The organism is Streptomyces sp. NBC_00234 (assembly GCF_036195325.1).
Taxonomy (GTDB): Bacteria; Actinomycetota; Actinomycetes; order Streptomycetales; family Streptomycetaceae; genus Streptomyces.
This window is the reverse complement of sequence record NZ_CP108101.1, coordinates 4,636,858-4,652,760: the sequence shown is the minus strand read 5'-3', so window position 1 is coordinate 4,652,760 and position 15,903 is coordinate 4,636,858. Positions and strand designations below refer to the sequence as shown.

Sequence of the window (15,903 nt, the reverse complement as noted above, 5' to 3'; positions counted from 1 at the left end):
ACCATCGGGGACATCGAAAGGCAGTGCCATGCCTGACCGGGCAGAAGCAGCAGAAGGCAGGACCGCGGCCGACCGAACAGTCGATGCCGACGGGGCAGTTGAGGCGGGCGGTGCGCGGACGGCGCCGCCCGCCGTCCGCGTCCAGGGACTGTGGAAGCGGTTCGGGGAACAGACCGCGGTCGCGGGGATCGACCTGGAACTGCCCGCCGGCAAGTTCGTCGGACTCGTGGGTCCCAACGGTGCGGGGAAGACCACCACGCTCTCGATGGTGACGGGCCTCCTCCGGCCGGACATGGGGAAGATCGAGGTCGGTGGCCACGACGTATGGCTGGATCCGGTCGAGGTGAAGTCCCGGATCGGGGTGCTCCCGGAGGGGCTGCGCCTCTTCGAGAGGCTTTCGGGGCGTGAACTCCTCGCGTACACCGGGCGACTGCGCGGGCTGCCGGGTGCCGAGGTCGACAAGCGGGCCACCCAGCTGCTCGACGTCCTGGACCTTGCGGGCTCGCAGCACAAGCTGGTCGTGGACTACTCGACCGGTATGCGGAAGAAGATCGGGCTCGCCGCCGCGCTGCTGCACAACCCGGAAGTGCTCTTCCTCGACGAGCCGTTCGAAGGTGTCGACCCGGTGTCCGCACAGACGATCCGCGGGGTTCTGGAGCGGTACACCCGGTCCGGCGCGACCGTCGTCTTCTCCAGTCACGTGATGGAGCTGGTCGAGTCGCTGTGCGACTGGGTGGCCGTCATGGTGGCGGGCCGGATTCGCGCGCAGGGCACGCTCGCCGAGGTACGGGGCGACGCACCCTCCCTGCAGAACGCCTTCCTCGAACTGGTCGGCGCGGGCGGCCGTGACACCGGGGACTCCCTGGACTGGCTGGGCGGCGCCCGATGACCGTGCTCGACGCCCCTGTGGGGACCGCCGCTCCGGCCGGCCGGAGCGAGGGCATCGTCTCCGTCTTCGTACGGCTCAAGCTGACACTGCTGCGCAACGGGCTGCGTCAGTCCTCCGGCCGCAAGGCCGCGTACATCTCCTCCATCGTGTTCGCCCTGCTGCTGGCCGTCGGCCAGGTGATCGGGCTCGTCGCCCTGCGCGGCAACGAGCACGCCGCCGCCGTGGTGGTGCTCCTGACCGGGGTGCTGGCGCTCGGCTGGGCCGTCATGCCGCTGTTCTTCCCCAGCGGCGACGAGACGCTCGACCCGAGCCGTCTGGTGATGCTGCCGCTCCGGCCCCGTCCGCTGATCGGGGCGCTGCTGGTGGCCTCGCTGGTCGGCATCGGGCCGCTGTTCACGCTCTGTCTCGCCCTCGGCTCGGTCCTCGCCGTGGCGCACGGGGCGGCTGCGGTGGCGACCGGGGTGATAGCCGTCCCGCTGACGCTCCTGGTCTGTGTCGCGCTGGCGCGGTCCGTGGCCACGGCCAATGTCCGGCTGCTGTCCTCCCGCAAGGGCCGCGACCTCGCGGTCCTCAGCGGTCTGGTGATCGCGGTGGGCTTCCAGTTCGTCAACTTCGGCCTCCAGCGTCTCGGCCGGGCGGGCGGGCTCTCCTCGCTGGAACCGGCGGCGGACGTCGTGAGCTGGCTGCCGCCGGCCTCGGCGATCGGCGCGGTGGACTCCGTTTCGGAGGGCGCGTACAGCAGGGCCGCCCTGCAACTCCTGCTCTCCGCGCTGTCGGTGGGCGTGCTGGTGTGGCTGTGGCAGCGGAGCCTGACGAAGCTGATGACGGCCCCCGACGGCTCCACGCTCGCGGCGGCCGAGCCGACCCGCACGAAGTCCGGGACCGGCCGCTCGGGGATCTTCGCGCTGCTGCCGGAAGGGCGCACGGGGACGGTGATGGAGCGCAGCCTGCGCTACGTGGCACGGGACCCGAAGACGAAGGCGACCTGGGTGACGGCGCTGGCGATCGGCTTGATCGTGCCGCTGCTCAACGCCTTGCAGGGGACCGGCTCGGTCTACCTCGCGTGCTTCGCGGCCGGAATGCTCGGCATCCAGATGTACAACCAGTTCGGCCAGGACACCTCCGCCTTCTGGATGGTGGCCCTGACGATCTCGACGACCCGGGACGCCTATGCCGAACTCCGGGCGCGGGCCCTGGCGTTGCTGCTGATCACGCTGCCGTACACGGTCCTGGTGACCGCGCTGACCGCCGCGGTGCTCGGGAAGTGGGAGGCGCTGCCCGAGGTGATGGGGCTGTCCTTCGGCGTACTGGGCTCGATGCTGGCGACCGGTGCGCTGGCTTCGGCGATGTACCCGTACTCGATCCCGCAGGACGGTGCGTTCAAGAACGTGGCGCCGGGGCAGGCCGGACTCGCCTGGATCTCGCTTCTCGGCGGGATGGTGTCGGCGGGTGTGGTCTGCGCACCGGTGATCGCCCTGACGGTCGCCCTGCACGTGAGCGATCTGCGGGGCTGGCTGTGGATCGTGCTGCCGGTGGGGGCCGCGTACGGCGCCTTCGTCGCCTGGGCCGGAGTGCGGCTGGCTGCGCCCCGCACGGCGCGCCGGCTCCCGGAGATCCTGGCCGCGGTCAGCAAGGGCTGACCGGTCGGCGGGCCAGGTTCGGGCCTCGGCGGAGGGGGTGGGCGGAGAGGGTCGGGCGGAGAGGGGCGGGGGCGACGCGGGAAGGGTTGCAGGGGAGAGCGGGGCTACGGCGAGACGGGTTCGCGGTCCTCGCGGGAGTCCTCGGCGAGCTGCTCCAGGAAGGGTTCCACGGCGGCCCGCCAGCCCTCCGGCCGGTCGTAGTGGACGAGATGGCCGGCGTCCGCGACCTCCGCGTACTGCCCGCGCGGCAGGACGCGGACCATCTCCTGGGCCTCCGCCCGGCCGAGCTCGCCGTCGATGCCGCGCAGAACGAGGGCCGGGCACCTCACCTGGGCCAGCTCCTCCCAGTGCGCGTCGAAGACCCAGGTCGCCCGGGACTCCAGCATCTGCCGGCGGGAGAAGACGGGGCGCCAGCCGTCGGCCCGCTCCGCCATCACCTCGGCGAAGAACTCGCCGCGGGCGGGGTTGGGCCGCTCCACCCAGGGGTCGTCCTCGCCGAACCACTTGCGGACGTCGGCGAGGGTCGCGAAGGGGAGGGGCCAGGCGTTGAACCAGTCCTCCCATTCCCGCTGGGAGGCGGCCCCGAGGGCCGAGGCCCGCATGTCGCAGATGACCAGGGCCCGGACGAGGTCGGGGCGCTTCGCGGCGAGCTGCCAGGCGGTGAGGGCGCCCATCGAGTGTCCGACGAGGGTGACGGGGGCGAGTCCCAGCTGTTCGATCGCGGCCTCGGCGTCCGCGACGTACGCCTCGCGGGTGTACGGGCCTTCGGCCGGCTTCTCGCTGCGGCCGTGCCCGCGCTGGTCGAGTCCGAACGCCCGGTGGCGCTCGGCGAGCCAGCGGGCCGTGGAGGCCCAGTGGGCGGCCCGGCCCATCAGTCCGTGGAGCACTAAGATCCCGGGCGCTCGCGCCGCCTCCGCGCTCTCCTTGGGCGGATCGGCGAACTCCCACGCCGCGAGACGTACCCCGTCGTATCCGGTCACATCGATGCGCCGCACCATAGCCCTGGCACCCCCTTCTCGTTCCCGATCACCGCGTGGTCGCGTCACGCCAGGCTATCGAACTCTTATTCGAAAACCGGCGTCCGGCACACAACACCCCTCGTTCGAGTGACGGCCCCCAAGGATTGGCGTCGGCCGCCTTGGGGAGATTTTCTCCGGGGGGCGGGCCGCTCGGGGATAACGGTCCGTCGGGGCCGACCTTGAGAGCTCGGGGCTCCAGGTCGGCAGAGGGGAGGACGGGCCCCGGCGCTCATGGGCGCCGGGGCCCGCCCCTGTTCCGGAGCGAATCCCCTCGGCACCTCGCGCGACAGGCCGGGCGTTCACCGGGCCTGCAGGGGCGGTCACCGGGGGCCGCGCGGCGCGACGCCTCGGCGCCCGCACAGCAGTTCGTACGTCGAGAGCGCGGGCGCACACGACCGGGGCAGCCACCTCCCGGTGCACATGCCAGTACGACGGGCGCATTCCCTGCTCCCTCCCCGACCGCGCGGCCCGGATCCGATCCGGCCGACACCCTCAGGTCATATGCCTGGCCACAGCCTGGCACGCGATTCGTCCGGCCGCTGCAATTCCGGACGGAAAACAGAAAGCGGGCGTTACGGTCCGGCCACCGGAACTCCGGTCAACCGCCACCGCACCGCCGCGCCACCGCTCGGGGGCGCGCTCCGCGCCCCTTCCCCGCCTGGTCAGCGCTTCGCGACGAAAACGTGCGAGGCGACCTCCGGGTCCAGCTCGGCCGCCTCGCCGCTGGAACCGACCAGCACGCCGCCGGGTGACGCCGTCACGCTGACCACCGAACCGGGCTGCACACCCGCGCGCCGGAGCGTGTACATCAGCTGGGCGTCGGTCTGGATCGGCTCACCGATCCGGCGCACCACCACGGTCTTGCCGTCGCTGCCCGGGTCCAGCTCGGACAGGCTCACCATGCTCTCGTCCAGGAACGGGTCAGCCTCGGCCTTCTCCCCCAGCTCCTCCAGGCCCGGGATCGGATTCCCGTACGGGGACTCGGTGGGGTGGCGCAGCAGCTCCAGCACCCTCCGCTCCACGGCCTCGCTCATCACGTGCTCCCAGCGGCACGCCTCCGCGTGGACCTGCTCCCACTCCAGGCCGATCACGTCGACGAGCAGACACTCGGCGAGCCGGTGCTTGCGCATGACGCGGGTCGCGAGGCGGCGGCCCTCGTCGGTCAGCTCCAGATGGCGGTCTCCCGCGACCTGGACCAGCCCGTCGCGCTCCATACGCGCCACCGTCTGGCTGACCGTCGGACCGCTCTGGTCCAGCCGTTCGGCGATCCGGGCGCGCATGGGGACCACGCCTTCCTCTTCGAGCTCGAGGATGGTGCGGAGATACATCTCCGTGGTATCGATCAGTCCGGACATACGTGCCCCTCGATGCTGTGACATGAAGTCGTCGTGCGATGGCCCTGCACCAATTCTGACGCATACCGCTGACAACCGTGCCGCGCCGACCGAAGAGCGTGCGGCGCGGCACCCCGCGCGGTATTGACAGTCCACTGGTCCAGACCGCAACGTGATCGGCGGCACGGACATTCCCTCCCGCTGAAAGGGCCCTCCGCGATGAGCGAGAGCAAGTTGGCCGGTCAGTTCTTCGACGCAGCGATCGGCCTGCTGGAGCGCGTACGCGACGAGGAGTCCGAGAGCATCGCCGCCGCCGGCGCCGCGATCGCCGACACGGTCGCCGCGGGCGGCCGGCTCTTCGCGTTCGGCGCCGGGCACTCCTCGCTCGCCGCCCAGGACGTCGTGTACCGGGCGGGCGGGCTCGCCCTGATGAACCTGCTCGCCGTACCGGGCACCGTGGGGGTCGACGTCATGCCGGCCACGCTGGGCTCCGCGCTGGAGCGGGTGGACGGGCTGGCCGGAGCGGTGCTGGACTCCAGCCCCGCACGCTCGGGCGACCTCCTCGTGATCATCTCGCTCTCCGGGCGCAACGCGCTGCCGGTGGAGATGGCCCAGAACGCGCGCGCCCTCGGGCTGACGGTCATCGGCGTCACGTCGGTGGCGTACGCAGAGGAGACCAGGTCCCGGCACGCCTCCGGCGGATTCCTGCGCGACCACTGCGACATCGTCCTCGACAGCAAGATCCCGATCGGCGACGCGGAGCTGACGACGCCGGGCGTCGAGGCGCCTTTCGCACCCGCGTCGACTGTGGTCACCAGTGCGGTGATGCAGGCGATGATGGCAGCTGCCGCGGAGGGACTGGTGGCCCGCGGAGTCGAGCCCCCGATGCTCCGCTCGGGGAACGTCGACGGCGGGCACGAGTGGAACGGGCGCGTGATGACGGAGTACGCGGACCGGATCTTCTACCGCCACTGAGCGTGAGCGGTACCCCGGGCGTCCGGGTCCTGCGGACACGGCCTAGGCGGTCAGGCGGGACAGGTCCACCGCCGTGGCCACCCGGGCGGCCACGGTCTCCGCGTACGTCGCGTCCGGGCGTTCGAAAGCGGTGCGGTTCGCCGCGCGGAGGAAGGTGACCACGCCCAGCGTCCGGCCCCGGCTGCGGAGCACCGCGCACAGGGCGTGGACCGAGTCCCGGGGCCACTGGCGCTCCACCGCCCACGCCTCGGCGGCGGTGCTCGTGCCGGCGCCCGCGCTCGCCCGTACCGAACCGGCCCGGTCCAGTGACTGGAGAGCCGGGTGCCCGGCCGCGTACCGCACCGGACCCGAGCCGCCGGAGACCGGCAGGCACGGGCCCGGACCGTCGGCGGGCGTCGAGAGCGCGCGCACCGGACGGGGGTCCTCGGCGTCGGCGTCGGGCGCCAGCAGGTCCACCACGACGTGGTCGGCGAATCCGGCCAGCGCGTAGTCCAGCGTGGCCGTCGCCGCCTCCATCGGGTCCTCGCACTCGGCCGCCGAGGCCGCGGCCCTGTGGAGCTGGTTCGACCGGAAACGCAGCCGGTCCGCCTCCTGCTCGGCCAGCTTCGCCGCCGTCACGTCCTGGAACAGCCAGCCGACGCCGAGCGGAACCGGTTCCTCCGCGAGCGGGGAGGCCAGCCGCAGGAAGCCGCTGCGCCAGCAGCGCCGCTTGTCGCCCTCCGGCGTCCGCAGCGTCACCCACAGCTCTGCGGGTGCGGCCGGCGGCCCTTCGGCCAGGACGTGGTGCAGCGAACCCTCCAGGTCCTCCACGCCCTGCACGATCAGATCACCGAGCGGGCGGCCCAGCATGGCCGTACGGCCCCCGCCGAGCGCGCGGGCCGCATGGGCGTTGACGACGGTCGGGCGCAGGTCCACGTCGACGAGGACGACACCCCACGACGCCTCCTCGAACAGCGCCTCGCTGAGCGCGATCGCACGCTCCAGGTCGATCTGCGCGTGCACCTCGCTGAACGCGCAGTACACCCCGGCGGGCTTCCCGTCGGCACCCCGCACCCCGGCGGACTGCGTCCGTACGAGAACCCGCCCGCCGTCCTTGCGCAGCAGCGCGAACTCGTGGACCGAGCGGCCGGGGGCGTCCATGGCGGCCATCAGCCGCCCCTGCACGTCTCCCGCGTCCGCACTGCGCACCGCCCAGCCCGCGAAGCCGCTCCGCCCCACGGCCTCGTCGGCGGTCCAGCCGAGGACGCGTTCGGCCTCGCGGTTCCAGTGGGTGATCGTGCCGTCGGCGTCGAAGGCGCAGAGCGCGGCGTCCATGCCGTCGAGCAGGGCCGCGAGCAGCTCCGCCCCGGGAACCGCCTCCGTCGGCGGCCCTGATTCCGGCTCGCCGTCGGACCCGAGGGCGTCCGTGGTCCCACTGCTGCTGGAAGCGTTCATCCCGTACCCCCTGCAGGAGGTGTTCGCCATTGCCGCACGTCCCACCATTCAACTCGAACGTGACCCAGGGCACATCCCCTTCCCGGAAATTCGGAAATCGAGAGGGCCTGTTAATTCGGTTGTGCGGAGCCGGCGGCCTTCCTACGGTGGGGGTACACGTTGAAAGGAGGTGATCCGAAAAGTGCAGTCTTATCGGATTCGTGAGGTGGCTGCGGGCTGACAGCCCGTCGTCGCACACTGTGCACCTCGGCAGGCTGTCTGCCGAAAACCAAGCAGTCACCGACCCGCAGGCTCGCCGGTAAGTCCGGCCGGCTCCTCCGCAAGGAGGGACCAGAGCCTGCGGGTTTCTGCATGTCCGGGCCGGGAACGCGGGCCCTACGGGCAGAGGCGTTCGACGTGCCAGGCGGCCGGGTCCTCGGTGGAGCGCACGTAGCGCAGGCGGTCGTGGAGGCGGTTCGCGTGGCCCTGCCAGAACTCGATCGTGTCCGGTACGACGCGGAAGCCGCCCCAGTGCGGGGGCGCCGGGACCTTCTCGCCCTCCGGGTAGCGGGCGGCCAGTTCCTCGTAGCGGTCGATGAGCTCCTTGCGGGAGCCGACCACCGTCGACTGCTCGCTCGCCCAGGCACCCAGCTGGGAGCCGTGGGGGCGGGTGCGGAAGTAGGCGACCGTCTCCTCGCGGCTGACGCGGGCCGCGCTGCCGGTGACGATGACCTGGCGGGCCATCGGGTGCCAGGGGAAGAGCAGCGAGACGTACGGGTTGGCCGCCAGTTCACGGCCCTTGCGGGAGTCGTAGTTGGTGAAGAAGACGAAGCCCCGCCCGTCGTACTGCTTGAGCAGCACGGTGCGGGAGGACGGTCGGCCCTCGGGTGTGGCCGTGGAGACCACCATCGCGTTCGGCTCGTGGAGCACGCCGCCCGCTGCGACCTGGCTGAACCAGTGGGCGAACTGGTCCATCGGGTCGGCGGCGAGGTCCTTCTCGGTGAAGTCCTCGGAGCGGTAGTGCTCGCGCATCACGGCCGGATCGGTGGTGCAATCGTGACGAGGGGTGCGAGCGGAGGAGGGTGAGGAGTCTGGGGTGGGCACGGGGCCATCCTGCCGCAGGGGCCGAGTGTGCCCGGCGGGGAGGTGTCGTAACCGTCCACCGGCGAAATGGGGCCCTGTGCCGGATGTCACGCTTCCCCGCATCGTGGGAACCCGCCAATATCTTGGGGCAGGCCCCTGTGGCCTTCGTACAGCCGACGTTCCGAAATCCAGTCGCCGCACAGCCGCCGAACCAGCCGCCGAACTGAGGGAGCCGCCCCATGTCCGCCTTCGTACCCGGACTCGAGGGAGTCGTCGCGTTCGAAACGGAGATCGCCGAACCGGACAAGGAAGGCGGCTCGCTCCGCTACCGCGGCGTCGACATCGAGGACCTCGTCGGCCATGTGTCCTTCGGCAATGTCTGGGGCCTGCTGGTGGACGGGGCGTTCAACCCCGGCCTGCCGCCCGCCGAGCCCTTCCCGATCCCCGTCCACTCCGGTGACATCCGGGTGGACGTGCAGTCCGCCCTGGCCATGCTGGCGCCCGTGTGGGGCCTCAAGCCGCTGCTGGACATCGACGAGCGCACGGCGCGCGACGATCTGGCGCGGGCCGCGGTGATGGCCCTGTCGTACGTCGCCCAGTCGGCGCGCGGCCAGGGGCTCGCGATGGTGCCGCAGAGCGAGATCGACAAGGCGGAGTCCGTCGTCGAGCGCTTCATGATCCGCTGGCGCGGCGAGCCGGACCCGAAGCACGTGAAGGCCGTCGACGCCTACTGGACCTCGGCCGCCGAGCACGGCATGAACGCCTCCACCTTCACCGCCCGCGTCATCGCCTCGACCGGCGCCGACGTGGCGGCGGCGCTGTCCGGCGCGGTGGGCGCGATGTCGGGTCCGCTGCACGGCGGCGCCCCGTCCCGGGTCCTCGGCATGATCGAGGAGATCGAGCGGACCGGCGACGCGTCGGCGTACGTGAAGCAGGCCCTGGACAAGGGTGAGCGTCTGATGGGCTTCGGGCACCGGGTGTACCGGGCGGAGGACCCGCGGGCGCGCGTGCTGCGGCGTACGGCGAAGGAACTGGCCGCGCCCCGCTTCGAGGTCGCCGAGGCACTGGAGAAGGCCGCCCTGGAGGAGCTGCACGCGCGGCGCCCGGACCGGGTGCTCGCGACGAACGTGGAGTTCTGGGCGGCGATCGTGCTGGACTTCGCGGAGGTTCCGGCGCACATGTTCACGTCGATGTTCACCTGTGCCCGTACGGCGGGCTGGTCGGCGCACATCCTGGAACAGAAGCGGACGGGCCGGCTGGTGCGTCCGTCGGCCACGTACATCGGCCCGGGGACGCGTGACCCGCGTGAGATCGGTGGCTACGACCAGATCGCGGATCTGGGGAACTGACGCCGCGGGCCGGGGAACCTGCTCCGGTCAGTCGAGCACGCCGTCCAGCAGGGCCGCCCACTGGGTGACGACCCTGCGGCGGCGTGCCGTGTCGTCGGTCAGGAGGTTGGCGAGGCCGAGGCCGCGGGCCATGTCCAGGAGTCCCTGGACGGTCTCGCGCACGCCCGGCCTCTCCTCGTCGGCGCCGAGGAGTCCGACGGCGATGCGGTGGGTCTCGCGGCCGACGCGGGCTTCGAGTTCGGTGACGCGGGGGCGGAGCTGTTCCTCGTTGGACGCGGCGACCCAGAGCTGGAGCGCGGCGCGGAAGAGCGGTCCGGTGTAGAGGTCGACGAGGGCGGCGACGACCTCCGTGCGGCCCTGCACGGGCAGGGCGCGCAGGGCCGCGGAGCGTTCCTCGGCGACGTATTCGACGGCCGCGGTGAAGAGGTCCTCGCGGGTCGGGAAGTGGTGCTGGGCAGCCCCGCGCGACACCCCGGCGCGTTCGGCGACGACGGAGACCGTGGAGCCCGCCCAGCCGTGTTCGGCGAGGCAGGCGACGGCCGCTTCGAGGAGTCGCAGGCGGGTGGCGCGGCTCCGGTCCTGCTTCGGTGTCTTCGGGGGTGTCACAACACCCATGCGGGGTCCCGTCGTTCGAGGAAGGCCGTCATCCCTTCCCGTGCCTCGGCTGAGGCGAAGAGGGCTGCCGAGCGGGCGATGAGGTCTTCGGCGTACTGGTCGAAATCCTTCAGCACAGTAGCCGTGACCAGCTCCTTGGATGCCCGCAGCCCTTGCGGCGAGGCCCTGCGCAGTCCGTCCAGTACCGGTTCGAGCGCCTTGTCCACGTCCTCCGCGGCCAGCGTGACGAATCCGGTGCGGGCGGCTTCCGTGGCGTCGAACCGTTCGCCGGTGAGGAAGTAGCGGGCGGCGGCGCGCTGGTCCGTGCGGGCCAGCAGGGGCAGTGAGATGACCGCGGGGGCTAGGCCGAGGCGGGACTCGGTGAGGGCGAACGAGGCGTCCGGCCCGGCCACCGAGATGTCGCAGGCGCTCAGCAGCCCGAGGCCGCCGGCCCGGACGTGTCCGGTGACCCGGGCGACCACCGGTTTGGACAGGGCGACGATCCGGCGCATGAGCGCGACGAACGCCGCCGGGTCGGGCGGTCCCGTCAGGTCCGCACCGGCGCAGAAGGTGGTGCCGGTGTGGGTGAGGACGACCGCCCGTACGGTGTCGTCGGCCGCGCACGCGTCCAGGGCTTCGCCGAGTTCACCGACGAGCCGCGCGGAGAGCGCGTTGCGGTTCGCCGGTGAGTCGAGGGTGAGGGTGGTGATGCCCTGGGTGTGCGTCGGGGCGGCGAGGGTCATGCGGTGCTCTCCTCATCAGGGGTGGGGGGCTTCTCGCGGTCGCGCAGTTCGCGCCGCAGGATCTTCCCGGACGCCGCGCGGGGTACGGCGTCGACGAACTCGGCCTGCCGCACCTTCTTGTACGGGGAGACGCGCTCGGCGACGTAGGCCATGATGTCCTCCGCCGTCGGATCGTCGTGGTCCCCGTCGGACGGCCGGCGCACCAGGTACGCCTTGGGGACCTCGTTGCCCTCGGCGTCGTACACCCCGATGACCGCGGCGTCGGCGATCCGTTCGTGGCCCAGGAGCAGCGCCTCCAGCTCGGCGGGGGCGACCTGGTAGCCCTTGTACTTGATCAGTTCCTTCACCCGGTCGACGACGAAGAGCCAGCCCTCCTCGTCGACGCGCCCGATGTCCCCGGTGTGCAGCCAGCCCTCGCTGTCGATCATGTCGGCGGTGGCTTCGGGGCGGCCGAGGTAGCCCTTCATCACCTGCGGGCCGCGGATGAGGACTTCGCCGTCGGTTCCGGTGCCGACGTCCTTGCCGGGGTCGTCGATGGCCACGATCCGCATCTCGGTGTTGGGGAGCAGCTTCCCGACGGCTCCGGCCGGCGGGTTGTCGGCGGCCAGCGGGACGACGTGGGTGCCGGGCGAGAGCTCGGTCATGCCGTACGCCTGGCGGACGGGCGGCAGGCCGAGGCGGGCGGAGCAGGCGGTGGCGAGGCCGGCGTCCAGGGGTGCGGCGGCGCTGACGATGTACTCCAGCGAGGACAGGTCGTACTCCCCGACGGAGGGGTGCTTGGCGAGGGCGAGAACGATCGGCGGGGCCACGTACAGCCCGCTGATGCGGTGCTTCTCGATCGCGCCGAGGAACTGGGCGAGGTCGAAGCGGGGCAGCACCACGACGGTGGCGCCGCAGCGCAGCGGGGCGTTCATCAGAGCCGTCAACCCATAAATGTGAAAGAACGGCAGCACGGCAAGGATGCTGTCGCCGGGGCCCATCGGAATGAAGGGGCGCAGCTGTTCCAGGTTGGTGGCGATGGAGCGGTGGGTGAGCATGACGCCCTTGGGGGCGCCGGTGGTGCCCGAGGAGTACGGGAGGGCGGCGATGTCCTCGACGGGGTCGATCGCCACCTGGGGTTCGGGGGCGGTGGAGCCGAGCATGTCGAGGACGGAGGTGTGCCCTTCCGCCTGGTCGCAGACGAAGATCTCCCGGACGGAGCCGGCGAGCGCGGCGGCCTTGCGCGCGGTGTCCAGGAGCAGGGAGATGGTGACGATCCAGCGCGCCCCGGAGTCGTCGAGCTGTTTGGCGAACTCCTCGGCGGTGGCGAGCGGGTGGACGGTGGTGACGGCGGCCCCGGCCCTGGTCGCCCCGTAGAAGACGGCCGGGTAGGCGATGGTGTTCGGGCTGTGCAGGGCGAGGACGTCGCCCTTGCGCAGTCCCGCTTCGGCGAGGGCCGCCGCGATGCGCCGGTGGAAGGTGTCGAGCTGGGCGTACGTGACCGTGAGGCCGTTCGTCCCGTCGACCAGGGCGACGGTGTCGCCGAACTCGGCGGCCTGGCCGAGTACGGCTTCGTGGATGGGCACTTCGAGGGCCGTAACGTCTGCGTACTCGCTGCTGAACACCATGACAGTCCCCTTCGACCGGTGTTTCGACGGGTGTTTCCACAGGTGCGGAGTGCCAGAATCGCGCCTGCCGTACCGCTTGGGGAGCCCCTGGACGCGACCGTCCGCCGTCAGTACGACTTGGGCAGTCCCAGCGACTGGTGGGAGACGTAGTTGAGGATCATCTCCCGGCTGACGGGGGCGATCCGGGCGACGCGCGCCGCCGTGACGAGCGACGCGAGGCCGTACTCGCGGGTGAGCCCGTTGCCGCCGAGGGTGTGGACGGCCTGGTCGACGGCCCTCACGCAGGCTTCGGCGGCGGCGTACTTCGCCATGTTCGCGGCCTCGCCCGCGCCCATGTCGTCGCCCTCGTCGTAGAGCCGCGCGGCCTTCTGCATCATGAGCCGGGCCAGTTCCAGTTCGATGTGGGACTGGGCGAGCGGGTGGGCGATGGCCTGGTGGGCGCCGATGGGTTCCTTCCACACCTGGCGGGTGCGGGCGTAGTCCACGGCGCGGGCGATCGCGTAGCGGCCCATGCCGAGGGCGAACGCGGCGGTCATGATGCGCTCGGGGTTCAGCCCGGCGAACAGCTGGAGCAGCCCCGCGTCCTCTCCCCCACTCTCGGCTTCGCTCGAGCGGGAGGTACCCCCTCCCACGAGGGCGTCGGCGGGCAGCCGTACGTCGTCGAGGACCAGCTCGAACTGCTTCTCCGGCGCCTGGAGTTCCATGTCGATCGGCGAGCGCCCGAAGCCGGGTGCGTCGCGCGGCACGATGAAGAGGCAGGGCTTGAGCTTGCCGGAGCGGGCGTCCTCGGTGCGGCCGACGATCAGGGTCGCCTCGGCTATGTCGACTCCGGAGACGAAGACCTTGCGCCCGGTGAGCACCCACTCGTCGCCGTCCCTGCGGGCGGTGGTGGTGATGCGGTGGGAGTTGGACCCGGCGTCGGGCTCGGTGATGCCGAAGGCCATGGTGATGCTGCCGTCGGCGAGGCCGGGGAGCCAGCGCTGCTTCTGGGCCTCCGTGCCGAAGCGGGCGATGACGGTGCCGCAGATGGCCGGCGAGACGATCATCATCAGCAGGGGCGAGCCGGCCGCGCCCAGCTCTTCGAGCACGAGGGACAGTTCGGCCATGCCGCCGCCCCCGCCGCCGTACTCCTCGGGGAGGTTCACCCCGAGGTAGCCGAGCTTGGCGGCCTCGGCCCACAGTTCGCGGGGGTGCTCCCCGTCGCGGACGAGGGCGGTCATGTAGTCGCGGCCGTAGCGCTTGCCGAGGGCGGCGACGGCGGCGCGCAGGTCCTTGTGCTCTTCGGTGCCGAGGGCGGTGCTCATACGTTCTCCTCCGGTGCTGCGGGATCGGTGACGACGGCGAGCAGGGCGCCGACCTCGACCTGACGGCCGGGTTCGGCGTGGAGTGCGGTGAGGGTGCCGGAGGCGGGAGCGAGGATGCGGTGCTCCATCTTCATCGCCTCCAGCCAGATCAGGGGCTGCCCGGCCTCGACGGCCACGCCGGGTGCGAGGCCGTCCGCGAGGCGGACGACGGTGCCGGGCATGGGGGCGAGCAGTGAGCCGGGTTCGGTGCGTTCGGCGGGGTCGGTGAAGCGGGGCAGCGCGGTGAAGGTGTGCGCGCCGGTGGCCGTGTCGACGTACACCCGGTCCTGGTGGGCGGTGACGGTGAAGTGCCGTGTGACGCCGTCGGTTTCGAGAGTGACGCGGTCCGGGCGGGCGGCGACGACCCGGACGTCGGCGAGCGGGACGGGGCCGTTGCGGGTGGTCCGGTAGGAGGCTTCCGTCTCGGTGCCGTCGGGTTCGGCGCGGTAGCGCTTGGTCTGGGGCTGCGAGGCGACGTTGCGCCAGGCGCCGAAGCGGGCGGGGCCGGGGCCCGTGTCCCCGGAGCGGCGGTCCGCGGCGTCCGCGAGGGCGGCGGCGAGGGCGGCGAGTTCGCGGCCGTCCGGCCGCTGGGTGAGCTCGTCCAGGTGGCGGTCGTAGAAGCCGGTATCGAGGCGGGCGGCGGCGAAGTCCGGGTGGCGCAGGGAGCGTACGAGGAGGTCGCGGTTGGTGGCGGGTCCGTGGATGCGGGCGCGTTCCAGGGCACGGGCCAGGTGGCGTACGGCTTCGGCGCGGGTCGGGGCGTGGGCGACGACCTTGGCGATCATGGGGTCGTAGTGGACGCCGATGGTGTCGCCGCCGGTGTACCCGGTGTCGAGGCGCAGCCCGGGTTCCCGGGGTACGTCCAGGGTGAGCAGTGCTCCGGTCTGCGGCTGCCAGTCGCGGGCCGGGTCCTCGGCGTAGAGGCGGGCCTCGACGGCGTGGCCGCGCGGCTGCGGCGGCCCGTCCGCCGGCAGGGGCCCGCCTTCGGCGATCCGCAGTTGCAGGGCGACGAGGTCGAGCCCGAACACGGCCTCCGTCACCGGGTGTTCGACCTGGAGGCGAGTGTTCATCTCCAGGAAGTAGGGGCGCCCGTCGGCCGATACGAGGAACTCGACGGTGCCCGCCCCGCGGTACCCGACGGCCCGCGCGGCGGCGACCGCGGCGTCGTGCAGCCGGTCCCTCAGCGCGTCGTCGAGTCCGGGCGCGGGGGCCTCCTCGATCACTTTCTGGTGGCGGCGCTGGAGCGAGCAGTCCCTGGTGCCGAGCGCCCAGACCGTCCCGTGTCCGTCGGCCATCACCTGGACCTCGACGTGCCGGCCGCGCTCGACGTACGGCTCGGCGAAGACCTCGCCGTCGCCGAACGCGGCGGTCGCCTCGGCCGATGCGGCGGTCAGCTCGGCGGCCAGCGCGCCCAGGTCCCGCACGATCCGCATGCCGCGCCCGCCGCCGCCCGCCGCCGCCTTGAGCAGCAGCGGCAGATCGCCGTCGGTCGCGTGGGCCGTGTCCACGGGGGCGAGGAGCGGTACGTCGGCGGCTGCCATCAGCTCCTTGGCGCGGGTCTTGGACGCCATCATCTCGATGGCCTTGACCGGCGGTCCCACCCAGAGGAGCCCGGCGTCCTGCACGGCGGCGGCGAATCCGGCGTTCTCGGAGAGGAAGCCGTACCCGGGGTGGACGGCGTCGGCGCCCGCGGCGAGCGCGGCGGCGACGACGAGGTCGCCGCGGAGATAGGTGTCGGACGGGGCGGCCCCCGGCAGGCGTACGGCGGTGTCGGCCTCCCGTACGTGCAGGGCGTCGGCGTCCGCGTCCGAGTACACGGCGACGGTGGAGATGCCCAGCTCACGGCAGGTGCGGAAGATCCGGCAGGCGATCTCGCCCCGGTTGGCGACAAGGAGGGTGGTGATCACGTTCGTC

Annotated in this window: 13 protein-coding genes; 4 read left to right on the top strand and 9 right to left on the bottom strand. The window is 72.2% G+C overall.

Features of this window, described 5'->3' with window-relative positions; translation table 11 throughout:
- The first annotated feature begins 28 nt into the window (after positions 1–28).
- Together OG230_RS20550 and OG230_RS20545 are read left to right on the top strand one after the other, a co-directional pair.
- A complete protein-coding gene (locus OG230_RS20550; RefSeq protein WP_328905187.1) occupies positions 29–889 on the top strand; it encodes an ABC transporter ATP-binding protein in 861 nt (286 codons plus the stop codon).
- Positions 886–2,529 (top strand): transporter, encoded by a 1,644-nt coding sequence (locus OG230_RS20545; RefSeq protein ID WP_328905186.1) that lies wholly within the window; start codon positions 886–888, stop codon positions 2,527–2,529. The genes OG230_RS20550 and OG230_RS20545 overlap by 4 nt, the downstream gene beginning before the upstream one ends.
- A gap of 104 nt (positions 2,530–2,633) precedes the next feature.
- On the opposite strand, the gene OG230_RS20540 is transcribed toward OG230_RS20545, so the two are convergent.
- Both OG230_RS20540 and OG230_RS20535 read right to left on the bottom strand, forming a co-directional pair.
- Positions 2,634–3,527 carry an alpha/beta fold hydrolase gene (locus tag OG230_RS20540; protein ID WP_328905185.1) on the bottom strand — a complete coding sequence of 298 codons (894 nt, stop codon included), beginning with the start codon at positions 3,525–3,527 and terminating at the stop codon, positions 2,634–2,636.
- Between the two features lie 683 nt (positions 3,528–4,210).
- Positions 4,211–4,903, bottom strand: coding sequence for a metal-dependent transcriptional regulator (locus OG230_RS20535; protein WP_328905184.1), 693 nt, complete (start codon positions 4,901–4,903; stop codon positions 4,211–4,213).
- Between the two features lie 198 nt (positions 4,904–5,101).
- Here OG230_RS20535 and OG230_RS20530 point away from each other — a divergent pair, with 198 nt between their 5' ends.
- Positions 5,102–5,857: an SIS domain-containing protein gene (locus OG230_RS20530; protein ID WP_328905183.1), complete on the top strand. Its 756-nt coding sequence runs from the start codon at positions 5,102–5,104 to the stop codon at positions 5,855–5,857.
- Positions 5,858–5,899: 42 nt separating this feature from the next.
- On the opposite strand, the gene OG230_RS20525 is transcribed toward OG230_RS20530, so the two are convergent.
- Positions 5,900–7,291 carry a PAS domain-containing protein gene (locus tag OG230_RS20525; protein WP_328905182.1) on the bottom strand — a complete coding sequence of 464 codons (1,392 nt, stop codon included), beginning with the start codon at positions 7,289–7,291 and terminating at the stop codon, positions 5,900–5,902.
- 375 nt (positions 7,292–7,666) lie between these two features.
- Entirely contained in the window at positions 7,667–8,302 is a 636-nt protein-coding gene (gene pdxH / locus OG230_RS20520) for a pyridoxamine 5'-phosphate oxidase (protein ID WP_328911467.1), read from the bottom strand.
- A gap of 290 nt (positions 8,303–8,592) precedes the next feature.
- Between pdxH and OG230_RS20515 the strand changes: the two genes are divergently transcribed.
- Positions 8,593–9,702: a citrate synthase 2 gene (locus tag OG230_RS20515; protein WP_328905181.1), complete on the top strand. Its 1,110-nt coding sequence runs from the start codon at positions 8,593–8,595 to the stop codon at positions 9,700–9,702.
- Positions 9,703–9,729: 27 nt separating this feature from the next.
- Here OG230_RS20515 and OG230_RS20510 read toward each other — a convergent pair whose 3' ends face one another.
- The 5 genes from OG230_RS20510 to OG230_RS20490 form a co-directional block, all read right to left on the bottom strand.
- Positions 9,730–10,317 (bottom strand): TetR/AcrR family transcriptional regulator, encoded by a 588-nt coding sequence (locus OG230_RS20510; protein WP_328905180.1) that lies wholly within the window; start codon positions 10,315–10,317, stop codon positions 9,730–9,732.
- On the bottom strand, positions 10,305–11,039 hold the full coding sequence (locus OG230_RS20505) for an enoyl-CoA hydratase family protein (protein WP_328905179.1): 735 nt from the start codon (positions 11,037–11,039) through the stop codon (positions 10,305–10,307). The genes OG230_RS20510 and OG230_RS20505 overlap by 13 nt, the downstream gene beginning before the upstream one ends.
- Positions 11,036–12,646, bottom strand: coding sequence for a 4-coumarate--CoA ligase family protein (locus OG230_RS20500; protein WP_328905178.1), 1,611 nt, complete (start codon positions 12,644–12,646; stop codon positions 11,036–11,038). Before OG230_RS20500 ends, OG230_RS20505 begins: the two co-directional genes overlap by 4 nt.
- A gap of 107 nt (positions 12,647–12,753) precedes the next feature.
- Positions 12,754–13,950, bottom strand: a complete 1,197-nt coding sequence (locus OG230_RS20495) for an acyl-CoA dehydrogenase family protein (RefSeq protein ID WP_328905177.1) — start codon at positions 13,948–13,950, stop codon at positions 12,754–12,756.
- Positions 13,947–15,896 carry an acetyl/propionyl/methylcrotonyl-CoA carboxylase subunit alpha gene (locus tag OG230_RS20490; RefSeq protein WP_328911466.1) on the bottom strand — a complete coding sequence of 650 codons (1,950 nt, stop codon included), beginning with the start codon at positions 15,894–15,896 and terminating at the stop codon, positions 13,947–13,949. Before OG230_RS20490 ends, OG230_RS20495 begins: the two co-directional genes overlap by 4 nt.
- Positions 15,897–15,903 lie beyond the last annotated feature (7 nt).

Bases quoted from the DNA above. Each gene is read 5' to 3' on its own strand.
- OG230_RS20500 (WP_328905178.1), bottom strand. From the start codon at position 12,646: ATGGTGTTCAGCAGCGAGTACGCAGACGTTACGGCCCTCGAAGTGCCC.
- pdxH (WP_328911467.1), bottom strand. From the start codon at position 8,302: ATGCGCGAGCACTACCGCTCCGAGGACTTCACCGAGAAGGACCTCGCC.
- OG230_RS20550 (WP_328905187.1), top strand. From the start codon at position 29: ATGCCTGACCGGGCAGAAGCAGCAGAAGGCAGGACCGCGGCCGACCGA.
- OG230_RS20530 (WP_328905183.1), top strand. From the start codon at position 5,102: ATGAGCGAGAGCAAGTTGGCCGGTCAGTTCTTCGACGCAGCGATCGGC.
- OG230_RS20545 (WP_328905186.1), top strand. From the start codon at position 886: ATGACCGTGCTCGACGCCCCTGTGGGGACCGCCGCTCCGGCCGGCCGG.
- OG230_RS20515 (WP_328905181.1), top strand. From the start codon at position 8,593: ATGTCCGCCTTCGTACCCGGACTCGAGGGAGTCGTCGCGTTCGAAACG.
- OG230_RS20535 (WP_328905184.1), bottom strand. From the start codon at position 4,903: ATGTCCGGACTGATCGATACCACGGAGATGTATCTCCGCACCATCCTC.
- OG230_RS20510 (WP_328905180.1), bottom strand. From the start codon at position 10,317: ATGGGTGTTGTGACACCCCCGAAGACACCGAAGCAGGACCGGAGCCGC.
- OG230_RS20495 (WP_328905177.1), bottom strand. From the start codon at position 13,950: ATGAGCACCGCCCTCGGCACCGAAGAGCACAAGGACCTGCGCGCCGCC.
- OG230_RS20540 (WP_328905185.1), bottom strand. From the start codon at position 3,527: ATGGTGCGGCGCATCGATGTGACCGGATACGACGGGGTACGTCTCGCG.
- OG230_RS20505 (WP_328905179.1), bottom strand. From the start codon at position 11,039: ATGACCCTCGCCGCCCCGACGCACACCCAGGGCATCACCACCCTCACC.
- OG230_RS20525 (WP_328905182.1), bottom strand. From the start codon at position 7,291: ATGAACGCTTCCAGCAGCAGTGGGACCACGGACGCCCTCGGGTCCGAC.